The sequence below is a fragment of the Clostridiales bacterium genome (assembly GCA_017569285.1).
In the GTDB taxonomy this organism is placed as follows: domain Bacteria; phylum Bacillota; class Clostridia; order Christensenellales; family Aristaeellaceae; genus Aristaeella.
This window is the reverse complement of sequence record CP069419.1, coordinates 1,001,093-1,016,330: the sequence shown is the minus strand read 5'-3', so window position 1 is coordinate 1,016,330 and position 15,238 is coordinate 1,001,093. Positions and strand designations below refer to the sequence as shown.

The 15,238-nt window shown below is 52.5% G+C and carries 17 protein-coding genes and 1 tRNA gene; 10 read left to right on the top strand and 8 right to left on the bottom strand.

Annotation, left to right across the window (positions count from 1 at the left end):
* Positions 1-552: 552 nt before the first annotated feature.
* Both JNO48_04485 and JNO48_04480 read right to left on the bottom strand, forming a co-directional pair.
* Positions 553-1,257, bottom strand: a complete 705-nt coding sequence (locus JNO48_04485; GenBank protein ID QTE69162.1) for a hypothetical protein — start codon at positions 1,255-1,257, stop codon at positions 553-555.
* Between the two features lie 273 nt (positions 1,258-1,530).
* The gene (locus JNO48_04480; protein ID QTE69161.1) at positions 1,531-2,181 is read right to left on the bottom strand and encodes an SGNH/GDSL hydrolase family protein; all 651 of its coding nucleotides are present in this window, start codon (positions 2,179-2,181) and stop codon (positions 1,531-1,533) included.
* Between the two features lie 224 nt (positions 2,182-2,405).
* Between JNO48_04480 and JNO48_04475 the strand changes: the two genes are divergently transcribed.
* Positions 2,406-2,780, top strand: coding sequence for a hypothetical protein (locus JNO48_04475; GenBank protein QTE69160.1), 375 nt, complete (start codon positions 2,406-2,408; stop codon positions 2,778-2,780).
* Positions 2,781-2,922: 142 nt separating this feature from the next.
* Here JNO48_04475 and JNO48_04470 read toward each other — a convergent pair whose 3' ends face one another.
* The 5 genes from JNO48_04470 to JNO48_04450 all read right to left on the bottom strand — a co-directional run bounded on the left by JNO48_04470 (position 2,923) and on the right by JNO48_04450 (position 6,078).
* Positions 2,923-3,435, bottom strand: a complete 513-nt coding sequence (locus tag JNO48_04470) for a GNAT family N-acetyltransferase (protein ID QTE69159.1) — start codon at positions 3,433-3,435, stop codon at positions 2,923-2,925.
* 22 nt (positions 3,436-3,457) lie between these two features.
* Positions 3,458-3,958 (bottom strand): GNAT family N-acetyltransferase, encoded by a 501-nt coding sequence (locus JNO48_04465; protein ID QTE69158.1) that lies wholly within the window; start codon positions 3,956-3,958, stop codon positions 3,458-3,460.
* A 75-nt stretch (positions 3,959-4,033) separates the two neighbouring features.
* Positions 4,034-4,675 (bottom strand): hypothetical protein, encoded by a 642-nt coding sequence (locus JNO48_04460; GenBank protein QTE69157.1) that lies wholly within the window; start codon positions 4,673-4,675, stop codon positions 4,034-4,036.
* A 42-nt stretch (positions 4,676-4,717) separates the two neighbouring features.
* Positions 4,718-5,230 carry a GNAT family N-acetyltransferase gene (locus JNO48_04455; protein ID QTE69156.1) on the bottom strand — a complete coding sequence of 171 codons (513 nt, stop codon included), beginning with the start codon at positions 5,228-5,230 and terminating at the stop codon, positions 4,718-4,720.
* A 56-nt stretch (positions 5,231-5,286) separates the two neighbouring features.
* Positions 5,287-6,078, bottom strand: a complete 792-nt coding sequence (locus JNO48_04450) for a hypothetical protein (protein QTE69155.1) — start codon at positions 6,076-6,078, stop codon at positions 5,287-5,289.
* Between the two features lie 174 nt (positions 6,079-6,252).
* Between JNO48_04450 and JNO48_04445 the strand changes: the two genes are divergently transcribed.
* From JNO48_04445 to JNO48_04435, 3 genes are all read left to right on the top strand, one after another.
* Positions 6,253-6,329 (top strand) — tRNA-Arg (locus JNO48_04445).
* 668 nt (positions 6,330-6,997) lie between these two features.
* On the top strand, positions 6,998-7,453 hold the full coding sequence (locus JNO48_04440; protein QTE69154.1) for a hypothetical protein: 456 nt from the start codon (positions 6,998-7,000) through the stop codon (positions 7,451-7,453).
* A 234-nt stretch (positions 7,454-7,687) separates the two neighbouring features.
* The gene (locus JNO48_04435; GenBank protein QTE69153.1) at positions 7,688-7,981 is read left to right on the top strand and encodes a hypothetical protein; all 294 of its coding nucleotides are present in this window, start codon (positions 7,688-7,690) and stop codon (positions 7,979-7,981) included.
* A 123-nt stretch (positions 7,982-8,104) separates the two neighbouring features.
* Here the strand turns inward: JNO48_04435 and JNO48_04430 are convergent, their stop codons facing one another.
* Positions 8,105-9,745, bottom strand: a complete 1,641-nt coding sequence (locus JNO48_04430) for an alanine:cation symporter family protein (GenBank protein ID QTE69152.1) — start codon at positions 9,743-9,745, stop codon at positions 8,105-8,107.
* A 262-nt stretch (positions 9,746-10,007) separates the two neighbouring features.
* On the opposite strand from JNO48_04430, the gene JNO48_04425 reads away from it, so the two are divergent.
* The 6 genes from JNO48_04425 (at position 10,008) to JNO48_04400 (ending at position 15,230) form a co-directional block, all read left to right on the top strand.
* Positions 10,008-10,913, top strand: a complete 906-nt coding sequence (locus JNO48_04425; GenBank protein ID QTE69151.1) for a tRNA-dihydrouridine synthase family protein — start codon at positions 10,008-10,010, stop codon at positions 10,911-10,913.
* 115 nt (positions 10,914-11,028) lie between these two features.
* Complete coding sequence (locus JNO48_04420; protein QTE69150.1) at positions 11,029-12,315, top strand: carbohydrate-binding domain-containing protein; 1,287 nt, start codon at positions 11,029-11,031, stop codon at positions 12,313-12,315.
* A 23-nt stretch (positions 12,316-12,338) separates the two neighbouring features.
* Positions 12,339-13,076: a polyphosphate polymerase domain-containing protein gene (locus JNO48_04415; protein QTE69149.1), complete on the top strand. Its 738-nt coding sequence runs from the start codon at positions 12,339-12,341 to the stop codon at positions 13,074-13,076.
* Between the two features lie 40 nt (positions 13,077-13,116).
* Positions 13,117-13,788: a DUF4956 domain-containing protein gene (locus tag JNO48_04410; GenBank protein QTE69148.1), complete on the top strand. Its 672-nt coding sequence runs from the start codon at positions 13,117-13,119 to the stop codon at positions 13,786-13,788.
* A 28-nt stretch (positions 13,789-13,816) separates the two neighbouring features.
* A complete protein-coding gene (locus tag JNO48_04405; protein ID QTE69147.1) occupies positions 13,817-15,043 on the top strand; it encodes a phosphodiester glycosidase family protein in 1,227 nt (408 codons plus the stop codon).
* The gene (locus JNO48_04400) at positions 15,036-15,230 is read left to right on the top strand and encodes a hypothetical protein (protein QTE69146.1); all 195 of its coding nucleotides are present in this window, start codon (positions 15,036-15,038) and stop codon (positions 15,228-15,230) included. The genes JNO48_04405 and JNO48_04400 overlap by 8 nt, the downstream gene beginning before the upstream one ends.
* Positions 15,231-15,238: the final 8 nt, after the last annotated feature.

The following is a 15,238-nucleotide window of genomic DNA, read 5'->3' as shown; positions in this document are numbered from 1 at the left end:
GTTATAAGAACAATAAAAAACAAATACGAAGGGAATCGCAGTGACCTGGTCAATATCGCCCTATTCTTTTCATATCTAAAATTTATTTTATCATTAATTCTCAAACTTGAACAGTACTTAAACAACACAAGTACTGCTTTTTTAAGACAAATAATAATGCTCATAAGCAATAGATTGTCAGCAGTTAATATAATGAACGGCGTAACAAGAGCTACGCCGTTAAATTATTAGAACTTTTGAATGGAATGAAAATGTTTAATAATATTTGGTTTCGAATATTCGGAGGAGCGTGGTCAGATCGTCCGAATACTCTTTAATTTGGCCATTAACGTAAATTGCATATCTTGGACTTTGTGCACCGTGATCCTTGATTTCGACTAAGCCGTAACTAACCTGTTTGGCTTTTATGGAGATTACCATTCAAATTCCTCTTTTCCGATTGATACCAATATGATCAAAAGATTTGTTATGGGATTGTCCATAGAAAAATTAAGAGCAAAGCAGAGAAAGTACCGGGCAGGAAGGAGAAACCTCACGCATTTCGACTGTGGATCAGTAATCCTTCAGTTTGCCGCATTTGCTGCACTTTTTAGTAAACAGGCCGGAGAATGAGCCACCGCAGTTTTGACAAAGATTATGCGTCCGCCAGTAGGCCCGCTGAGAGGCTTCTCTTTCCTGCTCCTCTCTGGCTGCCTGTTCAGCATACCGGCGTTCCTCTTCCCGCTCAATGAGCACTTTGGAGTAGGCATCATTGACCAAGTCACGGAATCCGTTTCTGTCAGCAAACCATAAAGCAGCGGCAGCAAGAACATTGGAATAACCCATGATATTTTCCTGTTTATCGAGTTTGCCAAGAATGACCTGAAGGGTGTCCAGCGTTCCCGGGTCATCACTGGTATAATACAGGGCGTAGGCCAGAGAAGCCAACAAGGAGACATAAATGTAGTCATCTGTGTATTTAGGATCCCGGTTATGATTGCACAAGGCACCGAATTCGGATTCAAGACCTGCCCGGGTCAAATTCTCTCCCCGATTCTGATCCATCAGTTTTCTGGTTTCTGCAAAATCCGGGAACTTCTTGAGCAGCTCATCAGCAACAGTATACCGGAGATTGAGCACCAGGCAAAGGAAACAATCTGCTGGCTTAGACTCAAACTTTTCGGCTATCGCATCATCCACGTAGACGTTTCCGGATCCAAACTTGGCGGCAATTGTTGCATAAGTACGCAATAGTTCCGGATTGTTCAAAATGCCCATAAAAATCCCCTCTCGTTTTTTGTATTTTGTTATACGAACTTTTTAAATGATTCTATCATGCGGGTCTTCGTGTGTCAATTGATTTGATTCGTTGCCTGTCCCAATCAGACTTGTAGCAAGTAATGAAACCTTTCCAAACTGATAAAGATAAAAATACCAGCAACATTAAAAGCTGCTGGCTGAAAACATGGGGATCCGTCCCAAATATATCGTTTCCTGGTTTGTAAAAGTGGTTTGTTATGAAATAATCCGGCTTATTTGGCCGGTATCGCCTTAAGCCCGGTCTGCACCGACTGCTTTCAGGAACTGCTTGGCGATATACATGCAGCCCACCTGATTGGGGTGGATACGGTCCCAGGCAATGTTGGCGGGATGCATATACCGGAAAAGATCATCCCAGGCGCTCTGCAGGTCCACAAAGGTACAGCCGTATTTCTCCGCCAGCTTTTTCACAATGTTCCCGTAAATATCCATCCTGGCCCGCATGGGATCCTTGAGATTCGGCTCCATAAAATAGGGAGTCATCAGGATCATGCCCTTTACTTCGGGGAGTGTCCGCTGAATCAGCTTTTCATAGGTGCTTTCGTATTCTTCAGGGGAGACATGGGTCTCCGGCATGTACGGGCTGTCAAACTGACGCCAGACGTCATTGATGCCGATCAGCACGCTCACCCAGTCCGGATGCCGGTCCATTACATCAGATTCCCAGCGCTTATCCAGGTCCCGCACCTGATTGCCGCCCACTCCCATATTGGTAATGCGCAGCGCCAGTTCCGGATACATGCAGTTGAGCAGTGAACCCACATTTGCCACATAGCTTTTTCCCCAGGCATTGAACAGACCTTCACCTACCGGCTTGGCCCGTTCATAATCCGAAATTGAATCGCCGATGAACAGAATGGTATCGCCTTTTTCAAACAGCATGTGCATCACTCCTGTCACTTTTCTCTTCCACGGATTATAGCAAAATCACTTTTCTTTCACAACTACTGACCCAACTGAATATTGATAATAATTTGACCCGGGGAGGGAATGAGGATAAAAGATGCCGCTCCCGTCTGATTGATGGAGTTTTTGCTTTTTTATCCGGGAACATATATAATTTCCTGGTATCCGGGAGGAATTCACGGAAGGAGAAAGCCATCAGAATGTTTCGTCGTATCGCCGGTTTCTTCAGACGGCTCTTCAACGGCAAAGGTTTCCAGCGCAGCTTCCGTATTTTTCTCGGAGTATATGCTGCTTATTATATTTATAATGTGATCTTATTCATTAAGGTAGCCATGGATATCGGTGCTTCATTCGGAGAGGCACTCCGTTTCTATTTCAGTCTCCCGTTTTTGGGTGCCGACTGGGTTACCCCTTCAGCAGGGATCGCACTCGGGATCGCAATCGGCCTTGCCTGGGCCCTCAACCGGAAGAGGACAAACCGGGAAACAGATGAACCGGAAGAAAAGCCGGAAGAGTCTTCCGGCGATGCCCGGGAAGAAGAGACCATTGAAACGACACATTATAAATATCAATAAACTTATTGGATCGGATGCCTGATACCGGAACTCCCGCACGGGAGTTCTTTTTTTGATATGAAAAAGCACCTCCGAAGAGATGCTCATAGCGATGGCTTTGCAAGGATCACATTCCTGACAAACCAGAATCCGGCGGACTGAATTAAAGCTTCAAAACAGCAACGATCTCGTCTCCGTCTTTCTCGCCGTTTTCGACAAAGCCGAAATCGTGATACAGCTTTGCAGCAACCTCATTTTCAGGTTCCCAGGAAGTGCTCCAAAGCGCTTCCTCGCCATCAGGAAAGCTGCGAACGTAGTCCAGCAGGAGCTTAAGAGCATCCCTGCCATAGCCGCGCTTTTGATATCGCTGATCGATCATGAAGCGCCACAGACAGTAGCTGCGCCTATAGACGTCAGCCATTTCTTCGTATTCTTCGGATTTGTGACCGATCATGGCGAAACCTACGGGAGTCTCACCATCCCAGATACCAAAGGCCTGTACAAATTTACTGCCGGCCAAGGTATCATAGGCCTGGGCCAGGCTGACAGCGTTCGAGGCCACGAAGTTCTCCTGGTCTTTTGTAACTCTGAGGTCCATCAGCGGCCAGAAGTTCTCTTTGTCTGCCTTCACCAGATGAAGCCCCTTATTCTTCAGTTCATAATTTGTGTGATCCATAATTACCTCCATTTGCCTGGGTTTAATCGGTCCACCGCGCAGGCGTCAGTTCCCCAGGCTTCATATTTCCTTGTTTCCTGAGCTCCTTGACCATCAGGATACGGTTTCCCTGATCCTCATGATCCCGATATCCCAGTTTTCGATACAGCTGATACGCTCCCTCATTTGTCTTTTCCACATGAAGCACGATTGCCGGAATGCCGATGGATTCAGAATAATCCTCTGCCAGGCTGATCAGTTTCGTACCTATGCCTTTATTACGGCACTCTGCCGTGACGGAGAAATCATCCAGATAGATATAGCCATCTTCTTTGTACACTTCAATCGAGAGAAATGCCACCACTTCTTTCCCCAGTTCAGCAACATAGATCAGATCGCCGCCATCGGAAAAAAACCTGTTGAGATATCCGTCTTCATATCCTTTCACATCATTTGTGTGATAGATGGTTCTGAGCATCTCTTTGAACAATTCCGCGATCCTTGGGGAATCAGACGATTCCGCTTTCCTATATACAAAATCCATGACTTATTCCACTCCATTAACTTCCGATATTCTTTACCATCAGTATCTCAGGGTACTGGTTTTTCTTTCAGGAAATCATATGCCGAGTATTTTCTCGGCCAGCAGGACTGTTTCTTCCTGGCTCCGTTTTTCATCCCTGAAAATGACTTCAAACCCGGAATGCAGGAGTTCGTCATAGCATTCTTTTGAGCATACCCGTGTGAGGATCTCACGGTAATTATCCAGTGCGGCCTGGGGGTCCGGTTCTTCCAGCATCAACTGATAGAGAAACTGTTTTTCGGGATCCGGCCGGTCGAAGAAGCGATGTATACTGATTGCCGGGTCAGACAGCATGACCAGCACATGCTTCGGATCCGAAATCCGGTGAAGAGTTTCAATGCAGATATTGGTATCCACAAAGATTTTCTTTCCTTGTGCTTCAGGCTTTTCCAGAAGTTCTTCAATGATCTGCAGTTCAACAATTTCACATTCTTTCTTCGTGCTTTCCAGCAAGGTGACATATTCATCCGGTGTGCGCCGGATAAATTCATGCCAGTCCTGGAGATCGCGGGTATACGTCAGTCCCGGGAATTCCCGGCTGTCAAGCTCAGGCAGTTTTGCATCGTGATAGTTTTCCTCCAATGCAATCCCATTGTGCTTTTTTGCCAGGTTTTTCACAATCGTGGATTTTCCGGCATAGGATGTGCCGATTACAAAATATACATTGCCAAGATCCATTATTTCCCTGCTTTCATCGTGATTGATATCAAAAGATAAGTATCAGACAGAACCTGAGGCAGGTTCCCCCGACTTGTTCACAATTTCCATAAATACATCCACGTCATTACGATCATATTCTATAAATCCACATTTTTCATACACATGGATCGCGCGCAGATTATCAGCATAAACAACCAGGTAAATCCTTCGAAGACCGAGCTCACTGAAGCCATATTCTACGGACCTCTGCAAAGCCTCCGCGCCGTACCCTTTATCCTGCATTTTATGCGTCATGACGATTCCCCATTCAGCTTCATCGTCTTTAAAGTTCATAAATTCGAGGTTTCCGATGAACTGACGGGTATCTCTCTCCAGCATTGAAAACATGGCGGCATGCTGATCCAGCTTGCCCTGCATATAGCTCCGCTCTTCTTCCTCTGTATAAGGTTCACGGCGCTCCCCGATAAAGCGGGCAACATGGTCAATATCATTGACCATTTCAAGATAGTCGGGGATCAGATCAAAAGAAGGACGGACATAAAGAATATTCTCTGACTCAAAAACCACATCCACTAATCAATCATCTCCCCAAATTGCAGATCATAGCCTCATTCGGCTGGCGCCGGCCGTTATCTGAGACCCGCATAATAATTGCGAAGCATCTCCTGAGTAACAGGCACATCGACTCCATCAAGTTCTTTATAAACCAATTTTGTCAGGTTTAAAAGAGCCGTCCATAACTCCGACGGACTTTCTCCGACCGCATACGTACTGCGAACCGCTGCCCTCTCAGTTTCGGGCAGACGATCGATTTCACGGTTCCGACTGCTCTCCAGTCTGTACCGGTCACCAATCAGATCAATATACAGGGCCCTGGCAGCCTCCATTTCCCCGACAGCCCGGAAACAGTTCCCGCGGTGAATCGCAACCGCGGCATGCATCAGGAAAAACCAGACGACATTACGCGCCTTCTCTATATCCTTCTTCTGCTTATCGCTGTAAATGCTGTCATCCATCCATTCCCGGGACTGTACCATCTTTTCCTCTACAGTGCCGGAATGATCAAACAGGACTTTGAATGCCGGTTTCCATGCCGCTGCGTGTTCATATCCGCCGTAACCGATGTCAATTTCCAGGAGATCAGACAAGATGTAATTCTGGAGATGCCGGGACTCATCCTGGGTAAAGAACGCCAGTTCATATTTCGCAGAGATCTCCCGATGCATATATTCCATGACTTCAGGCATGGATTTTCCCGAATCCAGAGCGACCACAAAATCCAGGTCCGAATGCTCGTCATGAAACCCGTTTGCCCCGGATCCCACCTGGACCAATGCGACAATCCTGTCACACTCTGCGGCAATGGACCGGATAAATTCAAATGCAGCCTGCCTGTCCTGCACACTGAAAACTTTTCCCATTTCTGTACTTCCTTTCGCAGAACAGCTGTTTTCAAAGCAGCCATTCCTGAAATTCCTGATCCATTATAGTGAGGTGTTTCAAATAATATACGATATGTGCTGGCATCATGTCAAAAAAACATTTGACATGCCCGCCCGCCTGTGCTAATATATCTGAGCTGTCGAACAGCATGTGGGCTCGTAGCTCAGCTGGATAGAGTGTTTGACTACGAATCAAAAGGTCGTGGGTTCGAATCCCGCCGGGCTCACCAAACAAAATCACCACCTTTTTGCTGGTGGTGATTTTGTTTTGCCCGCCAGGATTCTGAACCCACTGTGGGTCGAATATCCGCAATCTCAATCGTCGCACTGCTCGCTTGGAGCGCTCGCATTGCTCGTTTCGATTGACTCACTCAAGTCGCTTTCTGCTTCGCAGAATGATCCACAGGATCACCGCTTCTTTCGTTCCCCGCCGGGCTCACCAAACAAATCAGCCCCCCATTCACTGGGGGGCTGATTTGTTTTATGTACAGAGGGATTTGAAACCAAACGACCTTTGAAAAAGGGAGTGGGGAAAGGCGCTGACGACCGCCAGTGGCGGAAATTTCGTCAGTGTCTTTCTCAGCCGAAACAAGCGATCTCCCCGGTGGGGAGTCGCGACGATTGAGGCTGCGTTTCGAATCCCGCTCAGGCAACGCTCCATTCGCTCCCTGCCGGACAGTCAGTGAATCATTGTGTATTTTCTTTTGTTCTTCTCCTATTTCTTATAAAGTGTGATGTGATCAGTGAGTATATGAAATTGACTCTCTTGCCAGGGCCATCACGGCTGCGATGATCAGCAAAGCGGTGACGACGTCTCCAAATTAAAAAATAATGTTCAGGGAACTTTTCCGCACGAACTGTCGTCCAACAGGATGAAAGAACAAAGGAGGGTTTGCCGATGAAAAGCACTCGTATTATGACCGCAATTATGATTGCGTTGTTTCTTGCACTGGCGATGATTACCTGCGCCTCTGCTGCGGAGGTTCGTCCCGTTCCGGTCGATCATGACCTGACTGACCTGGGAAACGGTATGTTTTCCATCACAATCCGGGACAGGGACCGGATCAGCAACGGCGGGTATTTTATTGCGGTGCTGTATCAAACGGACTGCTACGATGGGGAACAGATCAGGGCGCTGGTTCCGGGTGATACGGTTTATGCAGATGACCGGAGATGGACCGTAAAGGAGATTGTACTCCATTCAGACGGAGAGAATCCGGATGAACCGATATCCTATGAAATCTATACCGAAGAAGAAATGGATGGATACCTGGTTTTCCAGCCCCGTGAGGACGGCAAGTATGAGGCTGTAATTAACGACTGGAGTCCCGTTGCGCTGCTGGGGTCTGTTTAAGTCCGGCTTCCGCTGGCGGAAAACTTTGAATATATCCGTATTTCCGCCGGAGAGGAAGGGGATCCGGTTGGAACGAAGGAGTTTATCGACGACCTGGGAACGTTCAGTGGGGATTCATTCAGTGCCTATAATACCACTTGTGAATTCCGGGACGGGAAGCTGATCCGGGTTATCAGTTCCTCCTACCCGCAGGGACCGGAAGAATATGCGAACGATGAACTGAAGCCTGTGCCGGTGTGGAAATTCTGCCACGGCCTGCGGGACGGGCTGGACACGGCGGTGATTACCGGATATTCCATGGACTGCGAAGAAGGAAGCTCGAAGATTGACATGACACCGGAAGAAATTGAGGGGATTCGCAGCCTGGCGATGAACGGAATGGTCATCGGCAAAGCCAGTGACGAATCGGTAACCGGCGGCACCTGGGTTTACTCCTTTGAAACGCCTGGCGGAAAACACCTGCTGTCCGTTGAATTGTATAAAGGAATGATTGTTGCTGCCGATGGAATGTATCAGTATCAGAAATAAAGTGGTCTCAACCGAAACAAGTGAGTTCACCAAAGAAAAACTCTCCTCGTTGGAGAGCTTTTCTGTTATCAGTTCCAATGAAAAACCGGCTGCTGACGAATCAGCAGCCGGGAATGGAACACATTAAGCCAGATCTTCGGGAGAATCGGGAGCCTGTTCCTCTTCCGTCTGGATATCCGGGAAGGCGGAGTACATCGGCGGCTCCTTGATGCCGCGGAGGTTCCGGTCGACGTAGTTCTTCGTGATTTTCGCCACGAGGCCGGACAGGGCGATGACGCCGATAAGGTTGGGAATCATCATCAGGCCGTTGAAGGTATCGGCCAGGTCCCAGGCAAGGTTGTCGCCCATGACTGCACCGCCGAACACCAGCAGCACGAAGAGAATGCGGTAGGGGATCGTCCGCTTTTCACCGAGCAGGTATTCGCAGGCCTTGGTGCCGTAGTGGCTCCAGCCCAGGATGGTGGAGAAAGCGAAGAGGGCGATGGAAACCGCGATGAACGCGGAACCGATAAAGCCGAACTGCTGGTTGAAAACCGCGGAGACCAGGTTGGCCTTTGCAAGGTTGACCACCTGACCGGCATGGTTGGTGAAGGTTGCGGCAGTCACACCGGTTTCCAGGTTAACCAGGCCGGAGGACAGCACAGCGAAGGCGGTCAGGGTGCAGACGATGATGGTATCCGCAAACACTTCAAAGATGCCCCACATGCCCTGCTTGACGGGCTCCTTGACGTTGGAGTTGGAGTGGACCATGACGGAGGAACCAAGGCCTGCTTCGTTGGAGAAGACGCCGCGCTTCATGCCCTGCTCGATGGCCAGCTTCATACCATAGCCGACGATACCGCCCGCAGCGGATTCCACGGCAAAGGCACTGCGGAAGATGGCGGAGAACACCGCGCCGATCTGGCTGATGTGCATAAAGAAGATGACCAGGGTACCGATCATATAGAGGATGACCATAAACGGAACGATCTTTTCGGTGACGGAAGCGATACGCTTAAGCCCGCCGACCACCACCAGGCCGACCAGGATCATGACGATCAGACCGGTCACCCAGGTGGGGATGCTGAAAACAGCTTCCATGTTACCGGAAATCGAGTTTACCTGCGTCATGTTGCCGATGCCGAAGGCGGCGATCAGGCAGAACAGGGAGAAGAGCCAGGCCAGTACTTTGCCGATGGTTTTGCAGCCCCTGCGGGAGCCGAGACCGTCGCGCAGGTAGTACATGGCACCGCCGGACCATTCCCCTTTGGTGTTTTTGCGCCGGTAGAAAATACCCAGCACGTTTTCGGAATAGTTGGTCATCATGCCGAAGAAGGCGATCACCCACATCCAGAACACCGCACCGGGACCGCCGACCATGATGGCGCCGGCCACACCCACGATATTGCCGGTACCGACGGTAGCCGCCAGCGCCGTGCACAGGGACTGGAACTGGGAAATGCTCTTGTCCTTCGTATGGGAGGTGACATGCTTGTCCTTGAAGACGGCACCGATGGTCTTCTTCATCCAGTGGCCGAAATGGGACACCTGGAAAACCTTGGTCAGGACTGTCATCAGGATACCGACAAAGGCGAGCAGAACCAGGGCCGGGACGCCCCAGACAACACCGTTGACCGCGTCGTTGCCAACGGTGATGGCATCAAGAATACCGGTGAAGAAATTGCCGGTCGTTTCAGCAGCTTCGGCAGCGCCGTCCACGACAGCTTCCGCGGAAGCGGTACATGTGAGCAATGCGGGAATGAGGAATACAGGGAGCTTTTTCATGTTCTCCAGCCTCACTTTTCAGATTGTTGAAATAAAAACGCCTTCGGGGAATACCCGTTCCCGAAGACGCCCTTGCCTTCCGGAAAAGTTTACTTTGCGAAACCGTTGGCTGTCAATCGTTCCGGGACTCTGTACAGTTGAAAAAACACAAGGAATGCAGAAAGCAGGCGGACACGGCTGCCTCATGTTGCATGCGGCGGAGAGACCATGATAGAATGAGCCGCCGGGAGACGGCTTTTTCATATGGACGGGAGGAAACGGCTTGAAGATCTATTTCGCGCCGATGGAAGGCGTTACGGACGGAATCCTGCGGCAGACCCACCACCGGATATTCGGGGGCGTGGACGTATACTGCCTGCCGTTTCACAAGCTGACGCAGTCCCTGTCCCTGCTGACGAGGGAGATCAGAGATATTTCACCGGATGAAAACGAAGGGCTGAATGTGCTGCCCCAGGCGCTGACGCGGGACCCGGAACAGCTGTCCGCCTGGCTGTACTATGTGAGCGAATGCGGTTATTCCGCGGCGGACCTGAATATCGGATGCCCGTCCGCGACGGTGACAAAGCGGGGACGGGGCAGCGGGATGCTTCAGGACCCGGATTACCTGAGGTCTTTTTTCGACCAGGTGTTTGCGAACACACTGCCCGTATCGCTTTCCGTCAAGACCCGGATCGGCTATGACAGCCCGGAGGAATGGCCGGGAATCCTGGACATCCTGGCTTCATACCCGTTCGCGCATGTGACCATCCACACGCGGACCACCCGGGAACAGTATACCGGGAAGACGCATCCGGAGGCATTTGAGCTGGCGGTGCGGAAGGGAATCCCGCACCCGGTTTACAACGGGGACCTGCGCTCAACGGACGACGTGAAGCAGCTGACCGGACGCTGCCCGGAAACAGAGGCGGTGATGATCGGCCGGGGGCTGCTGGCGGATCCGGCTCTGGCACGCCGCCTGCGCGGCGGTGCGGAAGCCGGGCCGGATGAACTGGAGGCCTGGTACAATACGCTGTACCGGGGCTGGAAAGACCGGTTCGGCGAGACTATTGCCCTGGGAAGAATCAAGAAGCTGATGGAGTGGCCGGTTGGGGAGGACATCCGGCGGAAAAGGCTGCTGCGGAGAGCCTGCGATATTGAAAGCTGCGTACGCGCGGCAATCGGAGAATAAAGTGATTCCGGCCGGTCTGATCCGGCCGGAAATTTTCTTTTTTGGGGGTTTAGGTTCATTTTAGGAACCTCTTTTACAATGGCACCATCAACGAAAGGAAAGGCGGTACTCCAATATGAAAATGAAGCGCACATTTACCAGGATGGCGGCAGCTGTTACAGCCGTATTCCTGTTTGCAGCAATGATCCTTACCGGAGGTTCCGGAACAATGACCTCTGCCTCGGCGGAGAACGGAACGCCGGTATACAGCAGCAGCGACCTGTTTACCGACCGGGACCTGAAACAGACGGCGGACCTGGACAAGGCGGTTACCCTGACCGCGGAAGACGGGAAAGAAATCCGGATTACGGAAGCCGGGACCTACGTGCTGACCGGCATGGCTTCCAACGCCACCGTCTATGTGGAAGCGGGGGACGATGACAAGGTGCAGCTGGTGCTGCAGGACCTGCGCATCACCAACAGCGATTTCCCCTGTATCTACGTGTACAACGCGGACAAGGTGTTCATCACAACTGCGGCCGACAGCTCCCTGATGGTGAACGGGACATTCCGGACGGACGGAAGCATCAACACAGACGGCGCGGTATTCAGCCGGACCGACCTGGTGATGAACGGGACGGCTGAGCTGACGATCCAGTCCACGGACAACGGTGTGGTGTGCAAGGATGACCTGAAGATCACCGGCGGAAGCTATACCATCACCGCGGGCTCCAAGGCATTTGAAGCCAACGATTCCATCCGGATCCAGGACGGAACGTTCAGCCTCCGGGCCGGAACGGACGGGTTCCACGCCGAGAACAGCGACGATGACAGCAAGGGATATATCTACATCGGCGGAGGCACCATGACCATTACCTGCGGGGATGACGGCATACACGCGACATCCGTGGTGCAGATTGATGACGGAACGCTGACAATCACAGCGAGGGAAGGCCTTGAGGGATCCTTTATCCAGGTGAACGGAGGCACGATCAATATCACGGCTTCGGATGACGGCATCAACGCGGCCCGGAAGTCCACCGCGGTTGAGGTGGCAGTTGAATTCAACGGGGGAACCGTGAACGTCACCATGGGCGCCGGGGACACTGACGGAGTGGATTCCAACGGCAGCCTGTACATCAACGGCGGCGTAATCAGTGTGAACGGAAACAGCACCTTTGACTATGACGGAATGGTTTCGTTCAACGGCGGAACGGTTTATATCAACGGCCAGCAGGCGTCCTCCATCCCGAACCAGATGATGGGCGGCGGAGGCCGCGGCGGATGGGGCGGCGGCCGGAACGGCGGATGGAATATGCCCCAGGACAACGGAGGCAGCACTTCGCCTGCGGACGGCTGGAACGGCAATCCAGGCGATAACGGCGGCCGCGGAGGCCGCGGGGGCGGCCGGAGAGGCTGGTAAAAAAGCGAAAGGGAGAAATAACGATGGGAATGGAGACGGGAAGCGCCATCCAGGTGATGAAACGCTATGAACTGAAATACCTGCTGGATCGGGGACAGACGGCTTTCCTGGTCAGCAGCCTCCGGGGACATATGGAACCGGACCGGTACGGGCTGACATCGATTGCATCGCTGTACTATGACACACCGGATTTCCGGCTGGTCCGGGCATCGCTGGACAAACCCGCATTCAAGGAAAAGCTCCGGCTCCGCTCCTATGGAATCGCAACGGAAGAATCACCTGTATTCCTGGAACTGAAACGGAAGGCTTCCGGGATTGTCTACAAGCGGCGGGTCCAGACGACCCTGCCGGATGTGCGGCGGTTCTTTGACGGGAAAAACGGACTGTTTGATGACCGGCAGATCAGCGGGGAACTGGAATGGTTCCGCGACAGCTACGGACTGCTCCGGCCGGCCTGCCTGATCATCTATGACCGGGTGGCGTATTTTGAACCCGGCGGGGACCTGCGGCTGACGATTGATTTCAATCCCCGGTACCGGACGGATGTCATGAACCTGACCAGCTCCATGGACGGGTTTCCGCTCCTGCCGGACGGAGACACCATCCTGGAAATCAAGGTGCAGGGCGCAATGCCCCTGTGGCTGACCGCGATCCTGGATGCCGGGCAGATTTACAAGACCAGCTTCTCCAAATACGGAGAGGCATACTGCCGGCAGTCTGTAGGACCGGCTGTGCTTCCGGGATTCCGGATCGCCGGGTGAGCAACCCGCAAACAAGAAATGCAAGTGAGGAGAAAAGGCTATGTTCAATTCGATTTATTCCGCGTCGGTCACACCGGTTCAGCTGCTGCTGACGGCTGCTGCCGCACTGTGCTCCGGGATTCTGTATTCCTGGCTGATCAGTTTCCGGATCCGGGCAAACCGCCGGTTCTTTATTGTGACATCGGTACTGCCGCTGGTGGTCGGACTGGTGCTGACTTTTATCAACGGCAACATCGGCGCCGGAATCGCTTTCGGCGGTGCGTTCGCGCTGACCCGGTTCCGTTCCGCCCAGGGGACATCGGACGAGATTACGGCAGTCCTGATTGCCATGGCAGCCGGATGCGCCTTCGGAATGGGTTATGCGGCCTACGGTGTGCTGATCCTGGTATGCATGGGCCTGATTCTCCTGGCTCTTTCCGGCGTAAAGCTGTTTGACCACAGCAGCATGCACAGCGAGAAACTGCTGAACATCACGATCCCGGAATCCCTGGACTATACGCGGGCGTTTGAAGAGCCTTTCGCCCGCTACCTGGAACAGGCGGAGAACGTGGGCGTGAAAACCACCGGAATGGGCAGCATGTACCGGCTGTCATTCAAAATCCGGATGAGGAATCCGGCGGAGGAGAAGAAGCTGATTGATGAGCTGCGGACCCGGAACAGCAACCTGGAGATTGCAGTCCTGCCTTATGCGGAACCGCAGCTGCAGCTGTAATGAATCCCTCCGGAAAGGAGAAAAGTTTATGAGAAGGAAACATCCGATGATCCGGAAGCTGCTGCTGGACGCGGCGGCGGCCGGACTCGCCCTGATGGTTTTTGCCCTGTTCCACCATGTGCTGCCGCGCGCACAGCAGAGTCTGAATGTGCAGACGATCCGGCCGGTGCAGGCGGAGGAAACGGCGGTTCCGGAGACGGAAGAGGTGAGAACAGCCGAAGCCAAAGCCGAAGACCGGACGGCGGCAGCTGAACCGGAGACCGATGAAACCGCCTCCGCTACAGCAGCCGAGAAGACGGAAGGATACCGGCCGACCATCCTGACAACCGCCTCCTCAGGGAGAAGCGATTCCGGCGGGCGGAAGTCCAGCTCCCGGCAGAACAGCCGGAAAAGCGGAAAGAGCAGCGGAATGAATTCCAAAGGCGGAAGCGCCCTGACGGAGAACGATGAGGCCGCAGAAGCCAGTGCGGAACCAGCGGATGAAACCCCGCTGGCGGAGAAATTCGCGGACCGGTTTACGAACTCCGTGACTGTGACAGAAAACAGCTATACCAGCCCGGATATCTCGATTACGGTGAATGAGGTGAATGAAGAAAACCTGACCTACTACGTGGCGGATATCTATGTGCGGGATATTACCTGCTTTCAGACGGCCCTGGCGGAGAATACCTACGGTTCCGGATTCCGGGACAGCATTGAGGATATGGCCGTGCTGAATAACGCGCTTCTGGCGGTAAACGGCGACTATTACGGCAACACAACCGAGGGCGTGGTGATCCGGAACGGCGTAATTTACCGGGCGAACCCCACCGACTGCGACGTATGTGTGCTATACTATGACGGAAGCATGAAGGTAATGCCCGGATCCTCCTTCTCCGTGGAGGAAGCGGTGGAGGACGGCGCTTGGCAGGCCTGGACATTCGGGCCGGCACTGCTGGATGCCAACGGGAACCCCATCACTGCGTTTGCCAGCACGAGCCGGATTACCAATGCCAATCCGCGAACCGCGATCGGATACTATGAGCCGGGCCATTACTGCCTGGTGGTGGTGGACGGGCGCGGGGAATCCTCCGGAATCAGCCTGCCCAGGCTGAGCCGGCTGTTCGATACCCTGGGCTGCATCGCAGCCTATAACCTGGATGGAGGAAACTCCTCCATCATGGTATGGGGGAATGAAGTGATCAACAATCCGTCCGGCGGCGGAAGGGAAAGCAGCGACGCGCTGCTGATCGCGGAGGTGCGGAATGATGGGTAAAGCAAGGGGACTGCTGAACCACCTGACGGTGATATTCGGGATTATGTTCCTGGTATTCCTGGTGCTGGATCAGTTCAATCCGATGATGAACTTTGTGGACAACGGTATTTCCAGATGCCTGCTTGCAGCGTTCTGTATCTGCGGAATCAGCCGGAGCATCCTGTGCTGGCGGAATAACGAACGGTGACAGAAAAG

Bases quoted from the DNA above. Each gene is read 5' to 3' on its own strand.
- JNO48_04485 (QTE69162.1), bottom strand. From the start codon at position 1,257: ATGGGCATTTTGAACAATCCGGAACTATTGCGTACTTATGCAACAATT.
- JNO48_04480 (QTE69161.1), bottom strand. From the start codon at position 2,181: ATGCTGTTTGAAAAAGGCGATACCATTCTGTTCATCGGCGATTCAATT.
- JNO48_04475 (QTE69160.1), top strand. From the start codon at position 2,406: ATGTTTCGTCGTATCGCCGGTTTCTTCAGACGGCTCTTCAACGGCAAA.
- JNO48_04470 (QTE69159.1), bottom strand. From the start codon at position 3,435: ATGGATCACACAAATTATGAACTGAAGAATAAGGGGCTTCATCTGGTG.
- JNO48_04465 (QTE69158.1), bottom strand. From the start codon at position 3,958: ATGGATTTTGTATATAGGAAAGCGGAATCGTCTGATTCCCCAAGGATC.
- JNO48_04460 (QTE69157.1), bottom strand. From the start codon at position 4,675: ATGGATCTTGGCAATGTATATTTTGTAATCGGCACATCCTATGCCGGA.
- JNO48_04450 (QTE69155.1), bottom strand. From the start codon at position 6,078: ATGGGAAAAGTTTTCAGTGTGCAGGACAGGCAGGCTGCATTTGAATTT.
- JNO48_04440 (QTE69154.1), top strand. From the start codon at position 6,998: ATGAAAAGCACTCGTATTATGACCGCAATTATGATTGCGTTGTTTCTT.
- JNO48_04430 (QTE69152.1), bottom strand. From the start codon at position 9,745: ATGAAAAAGCTCCCTGTATTCCTCATTCCCGCATTGCTCACATGTACC.
- JNO48_04420 (QTE69150.1), top strand. From the start codon at position 11,029: ATGAAAATGAAGCGCACATTTACCAGGATGGCGGCAGCTGTTACAGCC.
- JNO48_04415 (QTE69149.1), top strand. From the start codon at position 12,339: ATGGGAATGGAGACGGGAAGCGCCATCCAGGTGATGAAACGCTATGAA.
- JNO48_04410 (QTE69148.1), top strand. From the start codon at position 13,117: ATGTTCAATTCGATTTATTCCGCGTCGGTCACACCGGTTCAGCTGCTG.
- JNO48_04405 (QTE69147.1), top strand. From the start codon at position 13,817: ATGAGAAGGAAACATCCGATGATCCGGAAGCTGCTGCTGGACGCGGCG.
- JNO48_04400 (QTE69146.1), top strand. From the start codon at position 15,036: ATGGGTAAAGCAAGGGGACTGCTGAACCACCTGACGGTGATATTCGGG.